This window comes from Pseudomonas sp. GM74 (genome assembly GCF_000282455.1).
Classification (GTDB): Bacteria; Pseudomonadota; Gammaproteobacteria; order Pseudomonadales; family Pseudomonadaceae; genus Aquipseudomonas.
The window spans coordinates 14,473-31,670 of the sequence record NZ_AKJG01000006.1; the positions used below are offsets into that span (position 1 = coordinate 14,473).

At 57.1% G+C, this 17,198-nt stretch carries 10 protein-coding genes and 2 pseudogenes; 8 read left to right on the top strand and 4 right to left on the bottom strand.

Features of this window, described 5'->3' with window-relative positions:
- Positions 1-100: 100 nt before the first annotated feature.
- The 5 genes and pseudogenes from PMI34_RS24520 to PMI34_RS24510 all read left to right on the top strand — a co-directional run bounded on the left by PMI34_RS24520 (position 101) and on the right by PMI34_RS24510 (position 8,278).
- The gene (locus PMI34_RS24520; protein ID WP_007994682.1) at positions 101-1,036 is read left to right on the top strand and encodes a LysR family transcriptional regulator; all 936 of its coding nucleotides are present in this window, start codon (positions 101-103) and stop codon (positions 1,034-1,036) included.
- A gap of 44 nt (positions 1,037-1,080) precedes the next feature.
- Positions 1,081-1,167 (top strand): annotated as a pseudogene (locus tag PMI34_RS29625) (oxidoreductase); the annotation flags it as partial.
- Between the two features lie 117 nt (positions 1,168-1,284).
- Positions 1,285-6,756, top strand: coding sequence for a trifunctional serine/threonine-protein kinase/ATP-binding protein/sensor histidine kinase (locus PMI34_RS24515; protein WP_008046271.1), 5,472 nt, complete (start codon positions 1,285-1,287; stop codon positions 6,754-6,756).
- A 156-nt stretch (positions 6,757-6,912) separates the two neighbouring features.
- Positions 6,913-7,521: a lecithin retinol acyltransferase family protein gene (locus tag PMI34_RS27815; RefSeq protein WP_008046272.1), complete on the top strand. Its 609-nt coding sequence runs from the start codon at positions 6,913-6,915 to the stop codon at positions 7,519-7,521.
- A 100-nt stretch (positions 7,522-7,621) separates the two neighbouring features.
- Positions 7,622-8,278, top strand: coding sequence for a response regulator transcription factor (locus tag PMI34_RS24510; RefSeq protein WP_008046273.1), 657 nt, complete (start codon positions 7,622-7,624; stop codon positions 8,276-8,278).
- A gap of 150 nt (positions 8,279-8,428) precedes the next feature.
- On the opposite strand, the pseudogene PMI34_RS29140 reads toward PMI34_RS24510, so the two are convergent.
- From PMI34_RS29140 to PMI34_RS24500, 3 genes and pseudogenes are all read right to left on the bottom strand, one after another.
- Positions 8,429-8,590: pseudogene (locus PMI34_RS29140) on the bottom strand (GNAT family N-acetyltransferase); the annotation flags it as partial.
- A gap of 11 nt (positions 8,591-8,601) precedes the next feature.
- The gene (locus tag PMI34_RS24505) at positions 8,602-9,735 is read right to left on the bottom strand and encodes an ATP-binding response regulator (RefSeq protein ID WP_008046274.1); all 1,134 of its coding nucleotides are present in this window, start codon (positions 9,733-9,735) and stop codon (positions 8,602-8,604) included.
- Positions 9,736-9,852: 117 nt separating this feature from the next.
- Complete coding sequence (locus PMI34_RS24500; RefSeq protein WP_008046275.1) at positions 9,853-14,715, bottom strand: response regulator; 4,863 nt, start codon at positions 14,713-14,715, stop codon at positions 9,853-9,855.
- Positions 14,716-15,012: 297 nt separating this feature from the next.
- Here PMI34_RS24500 and PMI34_RS24495 point away from each other — a divergent pair, with 297 nt between their 5' ends.
- From PMI34_RS24495 to PMI34_RS24490, 3 genes are all read left to right on the top strand, one after another.
- Positions 15,013-15,654 carry a response regulator gene (locus tag PMI34_RS24495; protein WP_032829345.1) on the top strand — a complete coding sequence of 214 codons (642 nt, stop codon included), beginning with the start codon at positions 15,013-15,015 and terminating at the stop codon, positions 15,652-15,654.
- A 208-nt stretch (positions 15,655-15,862) separates the two neighbouring features.
- Complete coding sequence (locus tag PMI34_RS27825) at positions 15,863-16,198, top strand: response regulator (protein WP_081498036.1); 336 nt, start codon at positions 15,863-15,865, stop codon at positions 16,196-16,198.
- A 106-nt stretch (positions 16,199-16,304) separates the two neighbouring features.
- Entirely contained in the window at positions 16,305-16,604 is a 300-nt protein-coding gene (locus PMI34_RS24490; protein ID WP_008046277.1) for a hypothetical protein, read from the top strand.
- Between the two features lie 197 nt (positions 16,605-16,801).
- Here PMI34_RS24490 and PMI34_RS24485 read toward each other — a convergent pair whose 3' ends face one another.
- Entirely contained in the window at positions 16,802-17,008 is a 207-nt protein-coding gene (locus PMI34_RS24485) for a co-regulatory protein PtrA N-terminal domain-containing protein (protein WP_008046278.1), read from the bottom strand.
- Positions 17,009-17,198: the final 190 nt, after the last annotated feature.

Below are 17,198 nucleotides of genomic sequence, written 5' to 3' on the forward strand. Positions count from 1 at the left end.
CTTGAACCACCTCGCTGGCCTCCGGCAAAACGGGTTGTGCAGCGAACCGTTGTTGGATGTCCCCTTACCCATGCGGCCTTGTGCCTAGGCGGTGAACGTGATGAACAGAAATGATCTGCGGCGTGCCGACATCAATCTGTTGATTGTCTTTGAAACAGTGATGCGCGAACGCAACGTTACCCGGGCCGCAGAGAGACTTTTCCTGTGTCAGGCCACTATTAGCACAGCCCTCGGACGACTGCGTTCGATGTTCAATGATCCGCTGTTCATCCGCACTGGCAGGGTGATGGAGCCGACTGCGCGGGCAGAAGAAATTCATGCGCGGCTGACGCCAGCGCTGGATGGCATCGCTATCGCCTTGAGTTGTGCCCAGACGTTCGACCCACTGACCAGTGACGAGACCTTTCATATCGGACTCTCTGACGATGTCGAGTACGCGCTGCTTCCACGTTTGATCAAGCATCTGCGTGATGAGGCGCCAAACATCACGCTCGTGGTGCGCAGAGTGGACCATCGGCAATTACCCCAGTTGCTGGCCTCGGGAGAGATTTCCGTGGGTATCAGCTTTGCGCAAGAGCTGCCGGCCAGTGCCCATTGCAAAAGCCTGCGGCCGATGCACCCCATGCTATTGCGCGCCGATTCGGACCCCGGCGCCCTTGATCTGGATGACTTTTGCAGACGGCCTCATGTGGTTGTCTCTTCGATGGGAAATGTCATCGACGATGCCGACCATGCCCTGAGCCTGGTTGGTCGGCAGCGCAGGGTCGTCCTGGCTGTTCCGCAGTTCAGTGCCTTGCCCGCTTTGCTCGCCGGCAGCGACATGATTGCGATCGTACCGGACTACGTCGCCCGAGCCATGGAGCGAATGGAAGGGATGCGTGCCGACTTTGCGCCGTTGACGCTACCGGCGCCGGACTTGTCCATGGCTTGGCGCGGCGCGGCCCACAACGACCCTCGGGAACGCTGGTTGCGTTCGTACTTCTGTCGCTATCTCGGTCAACATCAAGAGCAGCCCGTGCCTCTGGCCGTAGCGTGAATTGAGGCTACGTTGTTCCGTGAAGCATCTCCCCGGCAGGTCGTGCGGCGGCGCTGTTTCTGGCCAGTGATGAAAGTAGCTTTATCACCGGCATTGACCTTTGTGCTGACGGAGGGCTGGGTCAGATCTGAGTTCTAATAGTGCTGGAAGTTGTTGTAGGCTCTATCAACCAGGGGGGGCGTCCGTCAAAAAACTAAAATCCGGGCATCCATCCGCAGCCACGCAAGCTCGCTCCGATGGATAACAACATGCAGATATTATGGAACGATGGTGAGCGCACCTTCTGTCGGGAGCTGCGCTCGGGTGTGAAAGGCGACCGCAGTGTTCTCGTTGCACGACCCACTGCTGAACAACCGCTTCCGGATTGTCTTGGCCGTTTCGCCCACGAGTTTGGCCTGAAGGATCAACTGGATGGCTCTTGGGCGGTGCGTCCGATTGAGATGGTGCGGGAAAGTGGGCAGATGTATTTACTGCTGGAAGATACGGGTGGCACGCCGCTTGTGCAGCTGCTGGTTGCCCCCATGGAAACGCCAACGTTCCTGCGTCTTGCGATCAGCATCGTGCAGGCATTGGGAAAGCTCCACCAGCGCGGACTCGTCCATAAAGACATCAAGCCCTCTCATATTTTGGTGAACTGCTCCGACGGTCAGGCTCGGCTTACAGGGTTCGGCCTCGCCTCGTGGTTACCGCGTGAGCGGCAGGCGCCTGAGACCATCGCCGGCACACTCGCCTACATGGCGCCTGAGCAGACCGGCAGGATGAATCGCTCGATCGATTTGCGCAGCGACCTCTATTCCTTCGGCGTCACGCTTTACCAGATGCTGACGGGCTCGCTGCCGTTTACGGCATCTGACCCGATAGAATGGGTGCACTGCCATATCGCCAAAAAACCGCAGCCACCGAGCGTGCGGGTCGAAACCGTCCCCAATGTGCTTTCCCGGATTGTCATGAAGCTGCTCGCCAAGACCGCCGAGGAGCGCTACCAGACGGCTGCGAGTGTTGAACATGATTTGCGGCAATGCCTGGCAGACTGGGAGACCTTGGGCTGCATCAATGCCTTCGCGTTGGGCGAGCAAGGGACATCCGATCGGCTGATGATTCCAGAGAAACTCTACGGGCGCGAGTATGAGGTCAGTACCTTGATCGCCGCGTTCGATCGGATCATCGCAAGCAGCGCGCCGGAACTCATGTTGGTCACCGGCTATTCCGGTATTGGCAAATCCTCTGTGGTCAATGAACTGCACAAAGCGCTGGTCCCGCCGCGAGGACTCTTCGCTGCCGGCAAGTTCGATCAATACCGGCGCGATATTCCCTATTCGACGCTGGTGCAGGCATTTCAAAGCCTGGTGCGCACGCTGCTTGGCAAGAGCGACACAGAACTGGCGCAATGGCGTGACGCATTACAGAGCGCACTGGATGCCAACGCGGGGCTCATGACTGACCTCATTCCCGAACTGAAACTCATCATTGGTGAGCCGCCACCGCTGCAGACACTTGAGCCTCAACAGGCGCAACGCCGTTTCCTTCTGGTGTTCCGGCGCTTTATCGGTGTATTTGCACGGGCGGAGCATCCACTTGCCCTGTTTCTGGACGATCTGCAGTGGATCGACGCGGCAACGCTCGACCTGCTGGAGGATCTGTTGACCAGCTCGGATGTGCGGCATCTGATGCTGGTGGGTGCCTACCGCAACAATGAGGTGAATGCCACGCACCCGCTAACGGGCAAACTTCAAGCCATTCGGAACGCGGGGGGCAGGGTAGATGAAATCACTCTGGTACCGCTCGCGAAGGGACACATTGAGCAGTTGATTGCGGATGCGTTGCATGACGAGCTTGCGCACATTGAGCCCCTGGCGCAGTTGGTACTGGACAAAACCGCCGGCAACCCGTTCTTCGTGATCCAGTTTCTGCAAACCCTCGCTGACGAACAACTGCTGACCTTCGATCATCAAGCAAGGCAGTGGTGCTGGAGTGCGGATCGCATCCATGCCAAGGGTTACACCGACAACATCGTGGACCTGATGGTCGGCAAGCTGACTCGCTTGCCGACTGAAACGCAACTGGCATTACAGCAGCTTGCCTGTCTGGGGAACGTTGCCGGGACCACGACGCTTTCGACCGTTCTGGGCATCCCCCAGGCACAGATCCGCACGGTATTGTGGGAAGCCGTACGCCAGGAGTTGGTCCAGCGACTGGAAGGCGCTTATGGTTTTGTTCATGACCGTATTCATGAAGCGGCCTATTCACTGATCCCCAAGGGAGCTCGCGCCGAGGCTCATCTGCGAATCGGCCGGCTGCTCGCAGCGCAGACGCCCCTGCAAGGGCGGGAGGAGGCGATCTTTGACATCGTCGGCCAGCTCAACAGCGGCGCAGTGCTGCTCACTGATCAGGCCGAGCGGGAGCAATTGGCAGAGCTCAACCTGATGGCCGGCCAGCGTGCCAAGGCGTCAACGGCCTATGCTTCGGCGCTCAACTATCTCACCACGGGTGCGCAGCTGTTGGACGACAGCTGTTGGACGCGGCTACATGGGTTGATGTTCGCGCTGGAATTGAACCGGGCCGAATGCGAGATGCTGACTGGACAGTTATCAGTTGCGGACAAGCGCCTGGCGGCGCTCTCGGATCGCGCCACGACTACTATCGAACGAGCCAATGTCGTGTGTCTGCAAATGGATGTCTACCTGCTCATGGATCGCAGCGATGGCGCGGTCGCTGTCTGTCTCGCCTATCTGCGGCATGTGGGCATCGAGTGGTCGGCCCATCCGAGCGACGATGAAGTGCGCCAGGAGTACGACCATATCTGGTCGTTACTGGGCGATCGGGAAATCGAGGAACTCATCGATTTGCCGCTGATGGAGGATGCGGGCTCCCTCATGACCGTCAGCGCTCTGAGCAAGCTCTTCCCGCCTGCCTTGCAGACAGATGCGAACCTGACGGACCTGTTGATCTGCAAGGCGGTCAGTCTGAGCCTCGAAGGGGGCAACTGCGATGCCTCATGTGTGCATTACGCCAATGCATTCAGAGTCGCCGGACGGCGTTTCGGCGACTACCAGGCTGGATTTCGATTCGGCAAACTCGGCTGCGAACTCGTTGAACAACGAGGCCTGAAGCGATTCGAAGCCAGTACCTATCTTTGCTTCTCGAATTTTGCCGTGCGCTGGATGAAGCCCGTAGAGCAATGCCGTGACCTGCTGCGCCGTTCATTTGTTGCGGCGAACCGGATCGGTGATCTGCCGTATGGTGCTTATGCGGGCAACAGCCTTACCTCCGACTCCCTTTTCGCCGGCGAGCCATTGTCCGAGGTACAAGACGAAGCCGAACGTGGCCTGGATTACGCCAGGAAGGTGCGTTTCGGGCTGGTCACCGATTTCATCGGCACACAACTGGCGCTGATCCGGATGCTCCGGGGTTCGACACCAATTTTCGGTTGTTTTGATGATGGACAATTTGATGAGTCAGGCACCGAAATCCACCTGTCCAGCAATCCGGACCTGGCATTGGCCGAGTGCTGGTATTGGGTCCGCAAATTACAAGCCTGCTACCTGGCCGACGACCCCGGGGCAGCCATGCAAGCCGCGGCAAAGGCACAGCAGTTGCTATGGACGTCATACCTGTTCTTCGAGGAGGCAGAATTTTACTTCTATGACGCGCTGGCTCGTGCCCGATGGTGCGACAGTGTCCCGATGGACGAGCGTGCGCAGCACTTGATCGCAATGGCGACGGATCACCGGCAACTCCAGATCCGGGCTCAACAGTGCCCAGAGAATTTCGCGAGCCGGGCCGCGCTGGTCGACGCCGAAATCGCCCGCGTCGAAGGGCGGATGATCGAGGCCGAGTTGCTTTACGAACAAGCCATCCACTCGGCGCAGAAGAGCGGCTTTGTCCATATCGAAGCGCTTGCCAACGAACTGGCGTCTCGCTTCTACGCGGCCCGCGGTCTTGGGAAAGTAGCCCGCGTTTACCTGCAAGACGCCCGCTACGGCTACCTGCGTTGGGGCGCAGATGGCAAGGTGCGGCAGCTTGAGGCGCGGTATCCATTGCTGAGGACCGAAGAGCAAACGCTTGGCCCGACAACGACGATGGTCGCACCGGTCGAACACCTCGATCTGGCCACCGTAATAAAGGTCTCGCAGGCCGTGTCGGGAGAAATCGTCCTGGAAAAACTTATCGACATGATCATGCGCACGGCCATCGAACAGGCTGGTGCCGAACGTGGCGTGTTGATTCTGTCGGACACGGGTGAGTACCGCATCGCAGCGCAAGTGACCACTGGCAGCCATTCGATGCAGTTGCGCGATGAGCCGGTGACTTCGGCGCTGCTACCGGAGTCACTTCTCTACCATGTCCTGCGCACCGGTGAGAGCGTTTTTCTTGATGATGCCCTGACCGATGCGCCGTTTGCCGAAGACCCTTACATACGTCAGCACCACGTCCGATCGGTTCTCTGCCTGCCGTTGATGAACCAGGCCAAACTGACCGGTGCGCTCTACCTCGAAAACAATCTGACCGCCCGTGTGTTCAGCCCAGCCCGGATTGCCGTGTTGAAACTGGTGGCCTCACAGGCTGCCATTTCGCTGGAAAATGCCCGTTTGTACCGTGAGGTTGCGGAGCGCGAAGGGAAGATTCGGCGTCTCGTAGACGCCAACATCATCGGGATCCTCGTATGGAACTCCGACGGTGACATCATCGAGGCCAATGACGCATTTCTTCGCATGGTGGGATACGAGCCAGAGGATCTGGTCTCGGGTTGTCTGCGCTGGAGAGATCTGACAACACCGGAATTTCGTGAACTCAGCGAGCACTTTTTGGCGCAAGCGGTGCGGACCGGCTATGCCCAACCCTACGAGAAGGAATATTTCAGAAAGGATGGTAGTCGCCTGCCGGTGATTGTCGGTTTGGCTATGTTCGAAGCCAGCAGCAAGGAAGGGGTTGCTTTCGTGCTGGATCTGACCGAGCGCAAGCAGGCGGAAGAAAAAATCCGCGAAAGCGAACGACGCTATCGCGAAGTGCAAACGGAGTTGGCCCACGCGAACCGCGTCGCGACCATGGGGCAGCTTGTGGCTTCGATTGCTCACGAAGTCAATCAACCGATTGCGGCGGCCATCCTCAATGCCGACGCCGCGCTGCGCTGGCTGAACATGCAGCCGCCGGAGGTCGAAGAGGTCCGGACAGTGCTTGGCAGTCTCATCACGGATGCCAATCGAGCAGCCGATGTATTGGGTCGGATTCGTCGGCATATCCGCAAGGCACCACCGCAAAAGGGGGCGGTGGACATCAATGCTGCGATTCACGAGATGGTCGAATTCACCCGTGGCCAGATCATGAAGAGTGGGGCCTTGATTCTGACTCAACTCAACGACGATTTGCCCTTGATCGAAGGCGACCGGGTCGAACTGCAACAGGTGCTGCTCAACTTGATCATGAATGCGCTCGAGGCCATGAATGGTGTGAGCGAGGGTGAGCGCCAATTGCGCATCAGCGCTCAGTTAAATGACGCCGGTTGTGTGCTCGTCAGTGTGAGCGATTCGGGGCCAGGATTCGCCTCGGAGAACACCGAGCAGATTTTCGCTTCTTTCTACACCACCAAGCCCACCGGATTGGGCATGGGGTTATCGATCTGTCGCTCGATCATCGAGGCGCATGGCGGCCGCTTGTGGGCAAGCGTCAACCAACCCCGCGGTGCTACTGTTCAATTCACACTACCTGTCGAGCATCATTGAATTCACGGCACTCTGTTCATCTGCAACCATGTACTCGGCTTAATACTTAGGTTTAGGGGGAAGTATATGAATGGTTGCTTGAAGTAAGCACACGTACAAATGAAACTTCGCAGCCCTGGCGATATATTGCATGTCAAGGGCTGCGGGGAATTTGTCATGAATACTCTAGCTGTTAAGTTGGTAGGTGGGTTTTCATCGCTTCGCTCAGGAATCGTTTTTTGTCTGACGCTAATGGCAATGGAATTCGCCGGCTATTTGAAGTCGCTGGTGCTTGAAAGTGGCTTGCTCGCCGAGCGCTGCGATAGCACTGAGTTGCCAAGAAGTTCTTTCATGTTTCCATTAAGGTTAGTGCATGTAGAAAAGGACACAGGTGATTTGCCAATAGGCTCGCACTTGATCAGCCCGCGCAAATTTTATGTGCATCATGGAATATACCTTGGGTGCGGAGACGTAGCTCATTACTCTGGATTTAGCGGTTCATTCAAGCCAGGCCCCATCGAAGTGACTGATCTTGAAAGCTTTGCAAACGGCAAACCAGTCTGGGTAATGCAGGAGTCATGTGGGTTTTCAAGCGATGAAATTGTCAGTCGTGCGTGTTCAAGAATAGGTGAAAGTCAATACAGGATTCTGTCTAATAACTGCGAGCATTTTTGCAGTTGGTGTATTAGTGGGAAAAGTTTTAGTGCTCAAGTCAGGGCGTTTTTCCATTGCCCACTTTATCTGCTTTCTTTTATCTTGGCGTTAGAATTGTATTTTGTTGCATGATTTTCCCTGTGTTTTCGGGTATGACCATGTTTGCGTGCACGCTTACGCAGTATAAAGTGTTGTGCTACACTTTTTCTTCAACTGATCAGAGGGGTTGTGCATGAGCGGGAATCCACCAATCAACGAGAATGAGCCAGGCAGTAACGGTTCTATGGTATTCGTGGTGGATGACGACGCTTCCATGCGCAACGCATTAAGCAATCTTTTACGCTCCGCCGGCATCCAGGTCGAGACGTTCGCATCCACTGCGGAATTTCTTCAACAGCCAAAGTCAGCTTGCGCAAGCTGTTTAATCCTTGATGTACGACTTCAAGGTAATAGTGGTCTTGAGTTCCAAAGCCAGTTGGCTAAGTCCAATGCCAATATTCCAATTATTTTCATCACTGGGCACGGGGACATCGAAATGTCCGTTAAGGCGATGAAAGCCGGTGCGGTGGATTTTTTGGCAAAACCGTTCCGTGAGCAGGACCTTTTGGACGCGGTGTCTGCCGCACTGCAGGCCGATGTCAGACGCCGGCAAATTGAGCAGCAGTTTTCAGATCTGCATGCCCACTATCAGACGCTGACAGCTCGTGAGAAAGAGGTAATGGCCCTTGCAGTCAAAGGTCTGATGAATAAACAGATTGCAGGGCAGATGAATCTGAGCGAGATCACTGTGAAAATTCACCGCGGGCATGCAATGAAAAAAATGCACGCAAAGTCGTTTGCTGATTTGGTTCGGATGGCAGAGTCATTAGGGGAGCGCCTTGATCGTTGATCAGAACAACAGGTTTGAATGGTTCCTGTTTTTTTTGGACGCACCCGATCAATCGCTTTTTGGCTGTCAGCCTGTATTCGCGGCTCAGGTAGGGCGGCAATGAGGGCATCATGTCCCCGTGCGAAAGGCAATTACTGGAGCTTCACCCGTCTAAATCGAAAGACCAAACCGACATTCGTGCTCTGCCCCTTCTTGCCGAGACGCATGTTCGATCAAGAAGCCACACCGTTTGAGTACTTTTGCCGAGCTGATATTTTCAGCGTATACGGTGGCCACCAGTTGTTTAAGGTTCCAATGCAACTGCGCCTCCTGAAGCATCCGGATCAGTCGAGTGGAAGCGAAATCGTTAATCTCGTTCCTTTGTCCGGCGCGCTGTCGATCGTGAATTCCCCGCCCAGCATGCTGATGCGTTCCTTCATTCCCACCAGCCCGAACGAGTTCAGTTTTTTGCGATCCGTCATGCCTACGCCGTTGTCCTTGATCTGCAGATAAAGCTGGCGATCCTCCCTGAAGAGTTCGATATGCACCTGTGTCGCTTGCGCGTGCCGGGCAATATTCGACAGCGATTCCTGCACGATGCGAAACAGGGTCGTGGCGGATTTTTCATTCAGATCGCAACGGAAATTTTCGTCCTTGGCCGACATCGTGCAATCGATCGCGCTGCGCTGTCGGAACTCTTCAAGTTGCCACTCGATCGCTGCCTGCAATCCCAGATCGAGTACGGGTGGTCGCAGATCATTGATGATACTGCGGACGCTGCGGATGGCTGTATCGAGGTGGTTCAGCGCATCGCTGGCCTTTTCGTTGAGCTTGGGGTGCATGGTACTGGTGCGTGCCTGCAACATTGAGACATCGATTCGCAACGCCAGCAGACTCTGTCCCAGCTCGTCATGGATGTCGCGTGCGATCCGCTTTCGCTCTTCTTCCTTGATGTGCTCCTGATAGGAGGCCAGTTCACGCAGCTGCCGCTTCGATTGGAGCAATTCTTCGGCCTGCATCGTCAGTTTGCGCTGCAAGTAGAACAGGTCGACAAACACGCGGATCTTGGCGCGAAGAACCTCGGCCACGATCGGCGAGAAGATGTAATCCACTGCGCCGGACGTATAACCGCGGAAACGCTCGGAATCCGTGTCGGCCTCTGCTGTGACGAAGATAATGGGCGTGTGGGCCGACTTCGGGCGGCCGTGAATGAGTGCAGCGGTTTCAAAACCGTCCATCACCGGCATTTTCACGTCGAGCAGAATGACGGCGAAGTCGCGCTGCAATAGCAGGCGCAGCGCCTCGCGTCCGGTAGTCGCCGTGGCAACATCGAGACCCATGTCGGCAATCACCGCGGCGAGCGCCGTAAGCTTGGCGGGATTATCATCCACCAGCAACACGGATGCTGGCACGCCATCAGGCGGGGCAGGGTGCCGCACCTGGGCTCTTTCATTGAATACCGGAGGTTCCTGCTGCATGTTTATGCCACTTCGGTTTGCGCTAGCGCCACTTGGCGTTACGGCAACACCGGTAAAATCGAGCCGGCCTTGCGCACCTTTTCACCTTTGCTGTCGCGCAATGAGCGCAGTGCAGCGTCATCGATAGAGCCATTTGCGCATCAGTGACAGCAGCTGGTCGGTATCCACCGGCTTGCTGACATAGTCCGAGGCGCCTGCCTCAATGCACTTTTCACGGTCACCCATCATCGCCTTGGCCGTCAGCGCAATCATGGGCAGGGCTTCGAATCTTTTGAATGTACGGATCTGGCGCATGGTTTCAAAGCCATCCATCTCGGGCATCATGATGTCCATCAGCACGATGTCGGTATCGGGCTGCTGCTGCAGCAGTTCTATGGCGGTTCGGCCGTTTTCGGCCGTGGCCACCAGCATTTTGTTGGACTCAAGCACGCTGGTCAGGGCGAAAATATTGCGCACGTCATCGTCGACCACCAGAGCCTTTTTACCCTCGAGACTGTCCGGACCCTCATAGAGTTTTTCCAGCATTCTGCGCTGGTTCTGCGGCAACCTGGCTACGACACGGTGTAGAAACAGCGCGGTTTCGTCGAGTATGCGCTCGGGGGACTGAACTGCCTTGATCACGCCCTTGCCGAGCAGTGTCCTGAAACGCTCGTGTTCCGGTTTGGTCAGTGTCTGTGCACCATAGACGACGATCGGCAATTCCCGCATGGCGTTGTCTTGCTGCAAGGCCTCGAGAAACCTGATGCCGGACGCGTCGGGCAGTTTGAGATTGATTGCCATGCAGTCGTAGTGTTTCTTTGCCAGTTTCTTCAAGGCCTCCGCGCCGCTGGCGGTCGTTTCGATCTTCACGTCGGTGTTGCCGAGTAGTTCGAGGATGCGGTCGCGGCTCCCTTCGTTGTCGTCGATGAGCAGCAGGTTCCTGGTCTTGCGCCCTGCGAATGCCACGATACCGACCAGTGCATTTTGAATCTCCTCGGCTGTGACCGGCTTGAGCAGATGGTCGAAAGCACCATAGCGCAGCCCGCGTGTGTGGTCGTCAGCGTTCGAGATGATCTGGACCGGAATGTGACGCGTGGCGAAATTGCGCTTCAACTGCTCGAGCAGCGACCAGCCATCGATGTCCGTCAGGCCCGGGTCCAGCGTGATCGCGGCGGGTTTGAAGCGTTCGACAAGCTCCAGCGCATCCGCGCCACGGGTCGAGACGATAGCCCTGAAGCCCTTCTGGTGCGCGGCCTCGAGCAAAATGCCGGCGAATCGGGCGTCGCCCTCGAGCATCAGCAGCACCTGGTCCCCGGGTTGGACAGACTCGCGGTCGTCCGGTATCTGTGCAGACGGGCCTGGCATGAGGTCGCGCTTGACCTGGCCAGGTACTGCCTCAGTCGTTGATTCGTCTAGCGTCTGACGCTGGGCATCCTGAGTACGCAAGGGCATGTACAGGGCGAAAGTACTGCCCTTGCCGATCTCACCGGGGATCAGCCGCAGCTCACCGCCCAGCCGGTGTGCGAGCTCGCGGCTGATCGACAGGCCGAGGCCGGTGCCGCCGTATTTGCGTGAGGTTCCGGTATCTGCTTGCTGGAACGCCTCGAAGATGAGCTTCTGCTTGCTGTCAGGTACGCCAATGCCGGTGTCGGTGACCACGAAGGCGATCACCGCATCGGCACGATTGAGTTCGCTGTTATCCGCGCTCCACCCGGACACAGCGGGTTCGATGCTGATCTTGACGCTGCCTTGCTCGGTGAACTTGAAGGCGTTGGACAGCAGGTTCTTGACCACCTGCAGCAGGCGCTTTTCGTCGGTCCAGATGACGGGGGGCAGGGCAGGCGCCAGTTCAATCGTGAAGGTCAGGCCCCGGCTTTCGGCGACGGGCCGGAAGGTGCGTTCGATCTGGTCGTGCAGATCGGCGAACAGCGCTTCTTTCAGATCCAGGGTGACCGTGCCCGACTCGATCTTGGACAGATAGAGAATCTCGTCGATCAGCTCCAGCAGGTCTTTGCCCGCGCTTCGGATGGTCTTGGCATATTCGACCTGCCTGGGCGTGAGGTTGTGTTCCGCGTTGTCGCTGAGCTGCCGGGCCAGGATCAGCAGGCTGTTCAATGGCGTTCTGAGCTCATGGGACATACTGGAGAGGAATTCGGACTTGTACTTGGAGGTCAGCATCAGCTGTTCCGCCTTCTCCTCCAGCGACAACTTGGTGATTTCGACTTCGCGGTTCTTGCGCTCGACTTCGGCTTTCTGCTCCGCCAGCAGTCCGGCCTTGTCCCCCAGTTCCTCGTTGGTCTGCCTCAATTCTTCTTGTTGCCTTTGCAGTTCGTGCGCCAGCGATTGCGACTGCTTGAGCAGTTCTTCGGTACGCATATTGGCTTCGATCGTGTTGAGCACGATACCAATCGATTCAGCAAGCTGATCAAGGAAGGTTTGATGAATGATGCTGTAGCGCGTGAACGAAGCCATTTCGACGACAGCCTTGACCTTGTTCTCGAACAGAATCGGCAACACGATGATATTGAGCGGGGCGGCCGCACCCAGTCCCGATGAAATCGCGACGTAATTGGCGGGTACGTCGGTCAGCAGGATGCGCCGCTTCTCGTAGGCGCATTGCCCGACCAGGCCCTCGCCGAGCCGCCACTCATCGTTCACATTGATGTTGCCCTTGTACGCATAAGCGGACAGCAGTTTGAGCTTCGCAGGATCGGGCGGGCTCTCGTTCATCATGTAGAACACACCGTGCTGGGCGTTGATCAGTGGAGCCAGTTCAGACAGCACCATCTTGGAGACTGCCGCCAGATCGCGCTGGCCCTGCAGCAGACGGTTGAATTTCGCGAGATTGCTCTTGAGCCAATCCTGTTCCGCGTTTTGCCGCGTGGTTTCCCGCAGGTTGCGGATCATCTCGTTGACGTTGTCCTTCAGTTCCGCGACTTCACCCTTTGCTTCCACCTCCACGTATCGGGTCAGGTCGCCCTTGGTCACGGCTGTCGCCACGTCGGCAATTGCGCGCACCTGATTGGTCAGGTTGGCCGCCAGACCGTTCACGTTGTCGGTCAGGTCGCGCCAGGTGCCGGCAGCACCCGGCACGTTGGCCTGGCCCCCCAGCTTGCCCTCGACGCCCACTTCACGCGCCACCGAGGTCACCTGATCGGAGAACAGCGCCAGGGTATCGGTCATGCCGTTGATGGTGTCGGCCAGTTCGGCGATCTCGCCCTTGGCTTCCAGTGTCAGTTTCTTCTTCATGTCGCCGTTGGCTACGGCGGTCACCACTTTTGCGATGCCACGTACCTGGCTGGTCAGGTTGGCCGCCATGAAGTTCACGTTTTCGGTCAAGTCCCTCCAGGTGCCGGACACGCCTTGCACCTGTGCCTGCCCCCCGAGCTTTCCTTCGGTGCCGACTTCGCGCGCCACCCGCGTCACTTCGGCGGCAAAGCTGTTGAGCTGGTCCACCATGGTGTTGATGGTGTTTTTCAGCTCCATGATTTCGCCCTTGGCTTCCACGGTAATCTTGCGCCCCAGGTCGCCTTTGGCCACCGCCGTCGTCACGTCGGCGATGTTGCGCACCTGGTTGGTCAGGTTGGCCGCCATGCTGTTGACCGAGTCGGTCAAGTCTTTCCACGTTCCCCCGACACCCGTCACCCTGGCCTGGCCACCGAGCTTGCCGTCAGTCCCCACTTCGCGAGCCATGCGCGTCACTTCGTCGGCAAAGGTCGAGAGCTGGTCCACCATGGTGTTGATGGTTTCCTTGAGTTGGAGAATTTCACCTTTCGCTTCGGCGGTGATCTTGCGTGACAGGTCGCCGTTGGCCACCGCTGTCGTCACGTCGGCAATGTTGCGCACCTGGGTGGTCAGGTTGGCCGCCATGCCGTTGACCGAATTGGTCAAGTCCTTCCAGGTACCCGACACGCCGGTCACTTCGGCCTGTCCGCCCAGTTTGCCTTCGGTACCGACTTCCAGTGCGACGCGTGTCACCTCCGAGGCGAAGCTGGAGAGCTGGTCGACCATCGTGTTGATGGTGTTTTTCAGTTCGAGAATCTCGCCCTTGGCTTCAACGGTGATTTTTTTGCCGAGGTCGCCTTTGGCCACCGCGGTCGTCACCTGTGCGAGGTTGCGCACCTGGGTGGTCAGGTTGGCCGCCATGCCGTTGACCGATTCGGTCAGGTCGCGCCAGGTGCCTGATACGCCGCGCACTTCCGCCTGACCGCCCAGCTTGCCTTCGGTACCGACTTCCAGCGCCACTCGGGTCACCTCCGCAGCGAAACTCGAGAGTTGGCCGACCATCGTGTTGATGGTGTTTTTCAGCTCGAGAATCTCACCCCTGACTTCGACGGTAATCGTCTTGCCCAGATCGCCTTTGGCCACTGCGGTCGTCACGTAAGCGATGTTGCGCATCTGGGTGGTCAGGTTGGCGGCCATGTCGTTGACGGAGTCGGTCAGGTCTTTCCAGGTACCGGACACCCCTTTGACATTGGCCTGCCCACCGAGAATCCCTTCAGTGCCGACTTCGCGCGCCACGCGGGTCACTTCGGATGCGAAGGAGCCAAGTCGGGTCACCATGGTGTTCACGATCCTGGCGGATTTGAGGAACTGGCCCCGCAGTCTCAGGCCGTCGAGTACCGGTGGTACCTGCTGGCTCAGATTACCCTCGGCAACCGACCCGATAACGCGAATCATCTCGCTCATCGGGCTGATGAGGTCGCTGGTGAGCGCATTGCTCGAGTTGACGATCTTTTGCCATGAGCCTTTCATCATCGGCAATTGGATACGCTCATCGACCTTGCCCTGCTTGCCGATCAGTCGCGCCACGCGTTCGAATTCGGTGGCGGTGTCGGCCGCCATGTCGATGATCTCGTTGAGCGTGTCGGCGATCTTGCCCGGCATGCCGGTCCAGTCTTCCGGCATACGCGTGGTGAAGTCACCATTGCGCAACGCCTTCAGCGCTGCCAGCAACGTCTTCATGTCGAAAGCTTCGATCGGTGTGGTCACTGTGGCCATGTCTATGTCCAGTCAAAGTGGATGCCACGCGCAAGGCGTCATGCAGGAGCCGGCATTGCAGTATTGACCATGCTCAATACTGAGCGTTGGCTCACGAAATATTAGCAAGGTTGGCGCAATGCCCCGGATCCTGGGGAAATTGGCCGGGAACAGGCCGTTCCGGCCGACTTCACCCGCAGTCCGGAGAAGTGGGCACTGACGCCTGAGGCAAAAGTGCAAGTGCGCTATCTGCCTGCTAAGGTCAAACTCTGCAGAAGATTCCATGGCTTGCCGGCCACTGCCGAATGGAAAATACAGATGAGTGACCACAAAATCAGAGTCTTGCTGGTGGATGATCACAGCATCGTGCGTAGCGGCGTGCGACGCATGCTGGAGACTGCCGGCGAGATCGACGTTACGGGTGAAGCAGAGACGGCACACGACGCAATGCTCTTGGTCCGGGAGCAGGATTTCGACGTGGCGCTGGTAGATATTCAACTGCCCGACAAGACCGGCCTCCAACTCCTCAAGCTTATGCGTGCAGAGAAGCCCAAGCTCGCCGTTCTGATGTTGAGCATGCATTCGGTCGAGGCCTATGCGTTACGCGCAATCAAGCACGGCGCAGCGGGATACCTGACCAAGGATATTTCCGCAGCCACCCTGGTTACGGCGGTTCGCAAGGTGGCCTCCGGCGGCAAGCACGTCAGTCCTGAGCTGGCAGAAAAACTGGTCAACGCTATCGGCAGGGGCGACGGGGCACCCCACGAAGCGCTATCCGACCGGGAGCTTGAAGTACTCAAGCTTCTCGCTTCAGGCGAGAGGATTGTCCGCATCGCTCAGATATTGCACTTGAGCCCGAGTACCGTCACGACGTACCGGGCACGTATCCTGGAAAAAACAGGGATGGACAGCAACGCGAAACTCGCCCGTTATGCACTCGAAAACGGCCTGCTGACTTAGAACGCCCTGGCATCATTGAATCGTCCTGATCCAGCCTGCTTGTAGTGGAATCACTACAGGCGTTTGGCCGATATCTCCACAAAGAAGTCCTGCTTACGTCGATAGTGGGGTCCGTTCCAATCAAGCATATTGACCTCTCGGAAAATCTTCGTCCGCTCAATGGCGTTGTCTGGGTCAACGTCTTGTACAGCCATGTCAATAAAGTGAGGTGAAATCATGCAGGTCACCAACACAGAACCCGTTCCACCGCGCATCGACTGCCATCGCCGCCATCCGGCGTGAACCGCCCGATGTCGTCTTGCTGGACGTCAACCTCAGCGACGGTAATGGCATGGAAGTATTGCGTGTGGTCGCATCCGAGTATCCGCTGACAAACGTCATAGTGGTCAGCAATTGCGCTGATCCGACACATTGGAAGTACTTTACAAAAGCGGGAGCCTACGCTTTCTACGACAAGAACCATGAACTTGCCATCATGCGCCGTATGTTGGAGCATTTAGCCAAGTCCCTGTTGCCAACAAATTTTTCCTGTTGGCATGCATGAGAGCAAACTTCACGAGTCAGAAAAGACTCCGGAATTTATATTCGTAAGTTGAGCAAGGAGTGCAGGCTGCATTCATGTTGAATCAATGTTCCAACTGGAGGACGTCATGATGATAGGTTATTGGTTGTGTGCGTTGCTGTGGGGTGTGGTGCTGCTGGAGGAAATCCAACTCATGCCCCTTCAAGAGTGGAAAGACGAGGGTCTGAAAAGGGTTCTGTTGTTACGCCGGACCAGAACCCGGACCGGCTACTTTATTGCATTGATCGCGGGCGCCTTGTGCCTTTATAGCGAAATCCTGGTGGCACCGGTCGATCAGAGCATTTTCAGTCCGGAGCTGATACTTGCCCTGTGTGGTGTTCTTTGGGGTGCTTATCTTTCCGTAGTCTGTATGAAGGGCAAGCGATAGATGCCTGTCTCCATGACTACTGCGGGAAATTGATATTTCACTGCCGTCGGCCCGATTTGCGGCTGTTCGAGGTAGATTCAACACACTGGATTGGGTGTAGGCGGGATCTTGGTTAAACCGGCGCCAGCAGTACCTTGGGTGCTGCTAGCGAGGCTTGAGGCTGCACATTTGTGTCAGCCGGGGACAGGCTACACCGATCAGCTGTTGGCGTGATCGGTCGCCTTGGCCTTGCTTTGAGCGACAGCGGCTTCAGCCTTCTGTTTCTGTGCAATCTGGAAGGCTTCCATCGAGACTTTCCGGGCCGACTCCATGCGTGCGAAGGTCTTGTCACCGCCACCTGTGGCCATCGCCAGGGAAGAGGCGGTCAGGGCGGCGACTACGAAAAGGGCTTTCATGGATTTCATTTGGATTTCCTCAAGTGAAACTTTGTTAACAACTAAAAGCGGGATCTATTTACTGAAGCTGAACGTCCTTGTTCAACCCGGATTTACCAGCCAGCCAGGGCGGCGTTGCCCATTGTCCTGGTGCTTTGCTCCGTACGCGCTTCGGTTTCTCTGTCTTTTGCCCAGGCGGTGAGCAGTACCATCGCCCCGA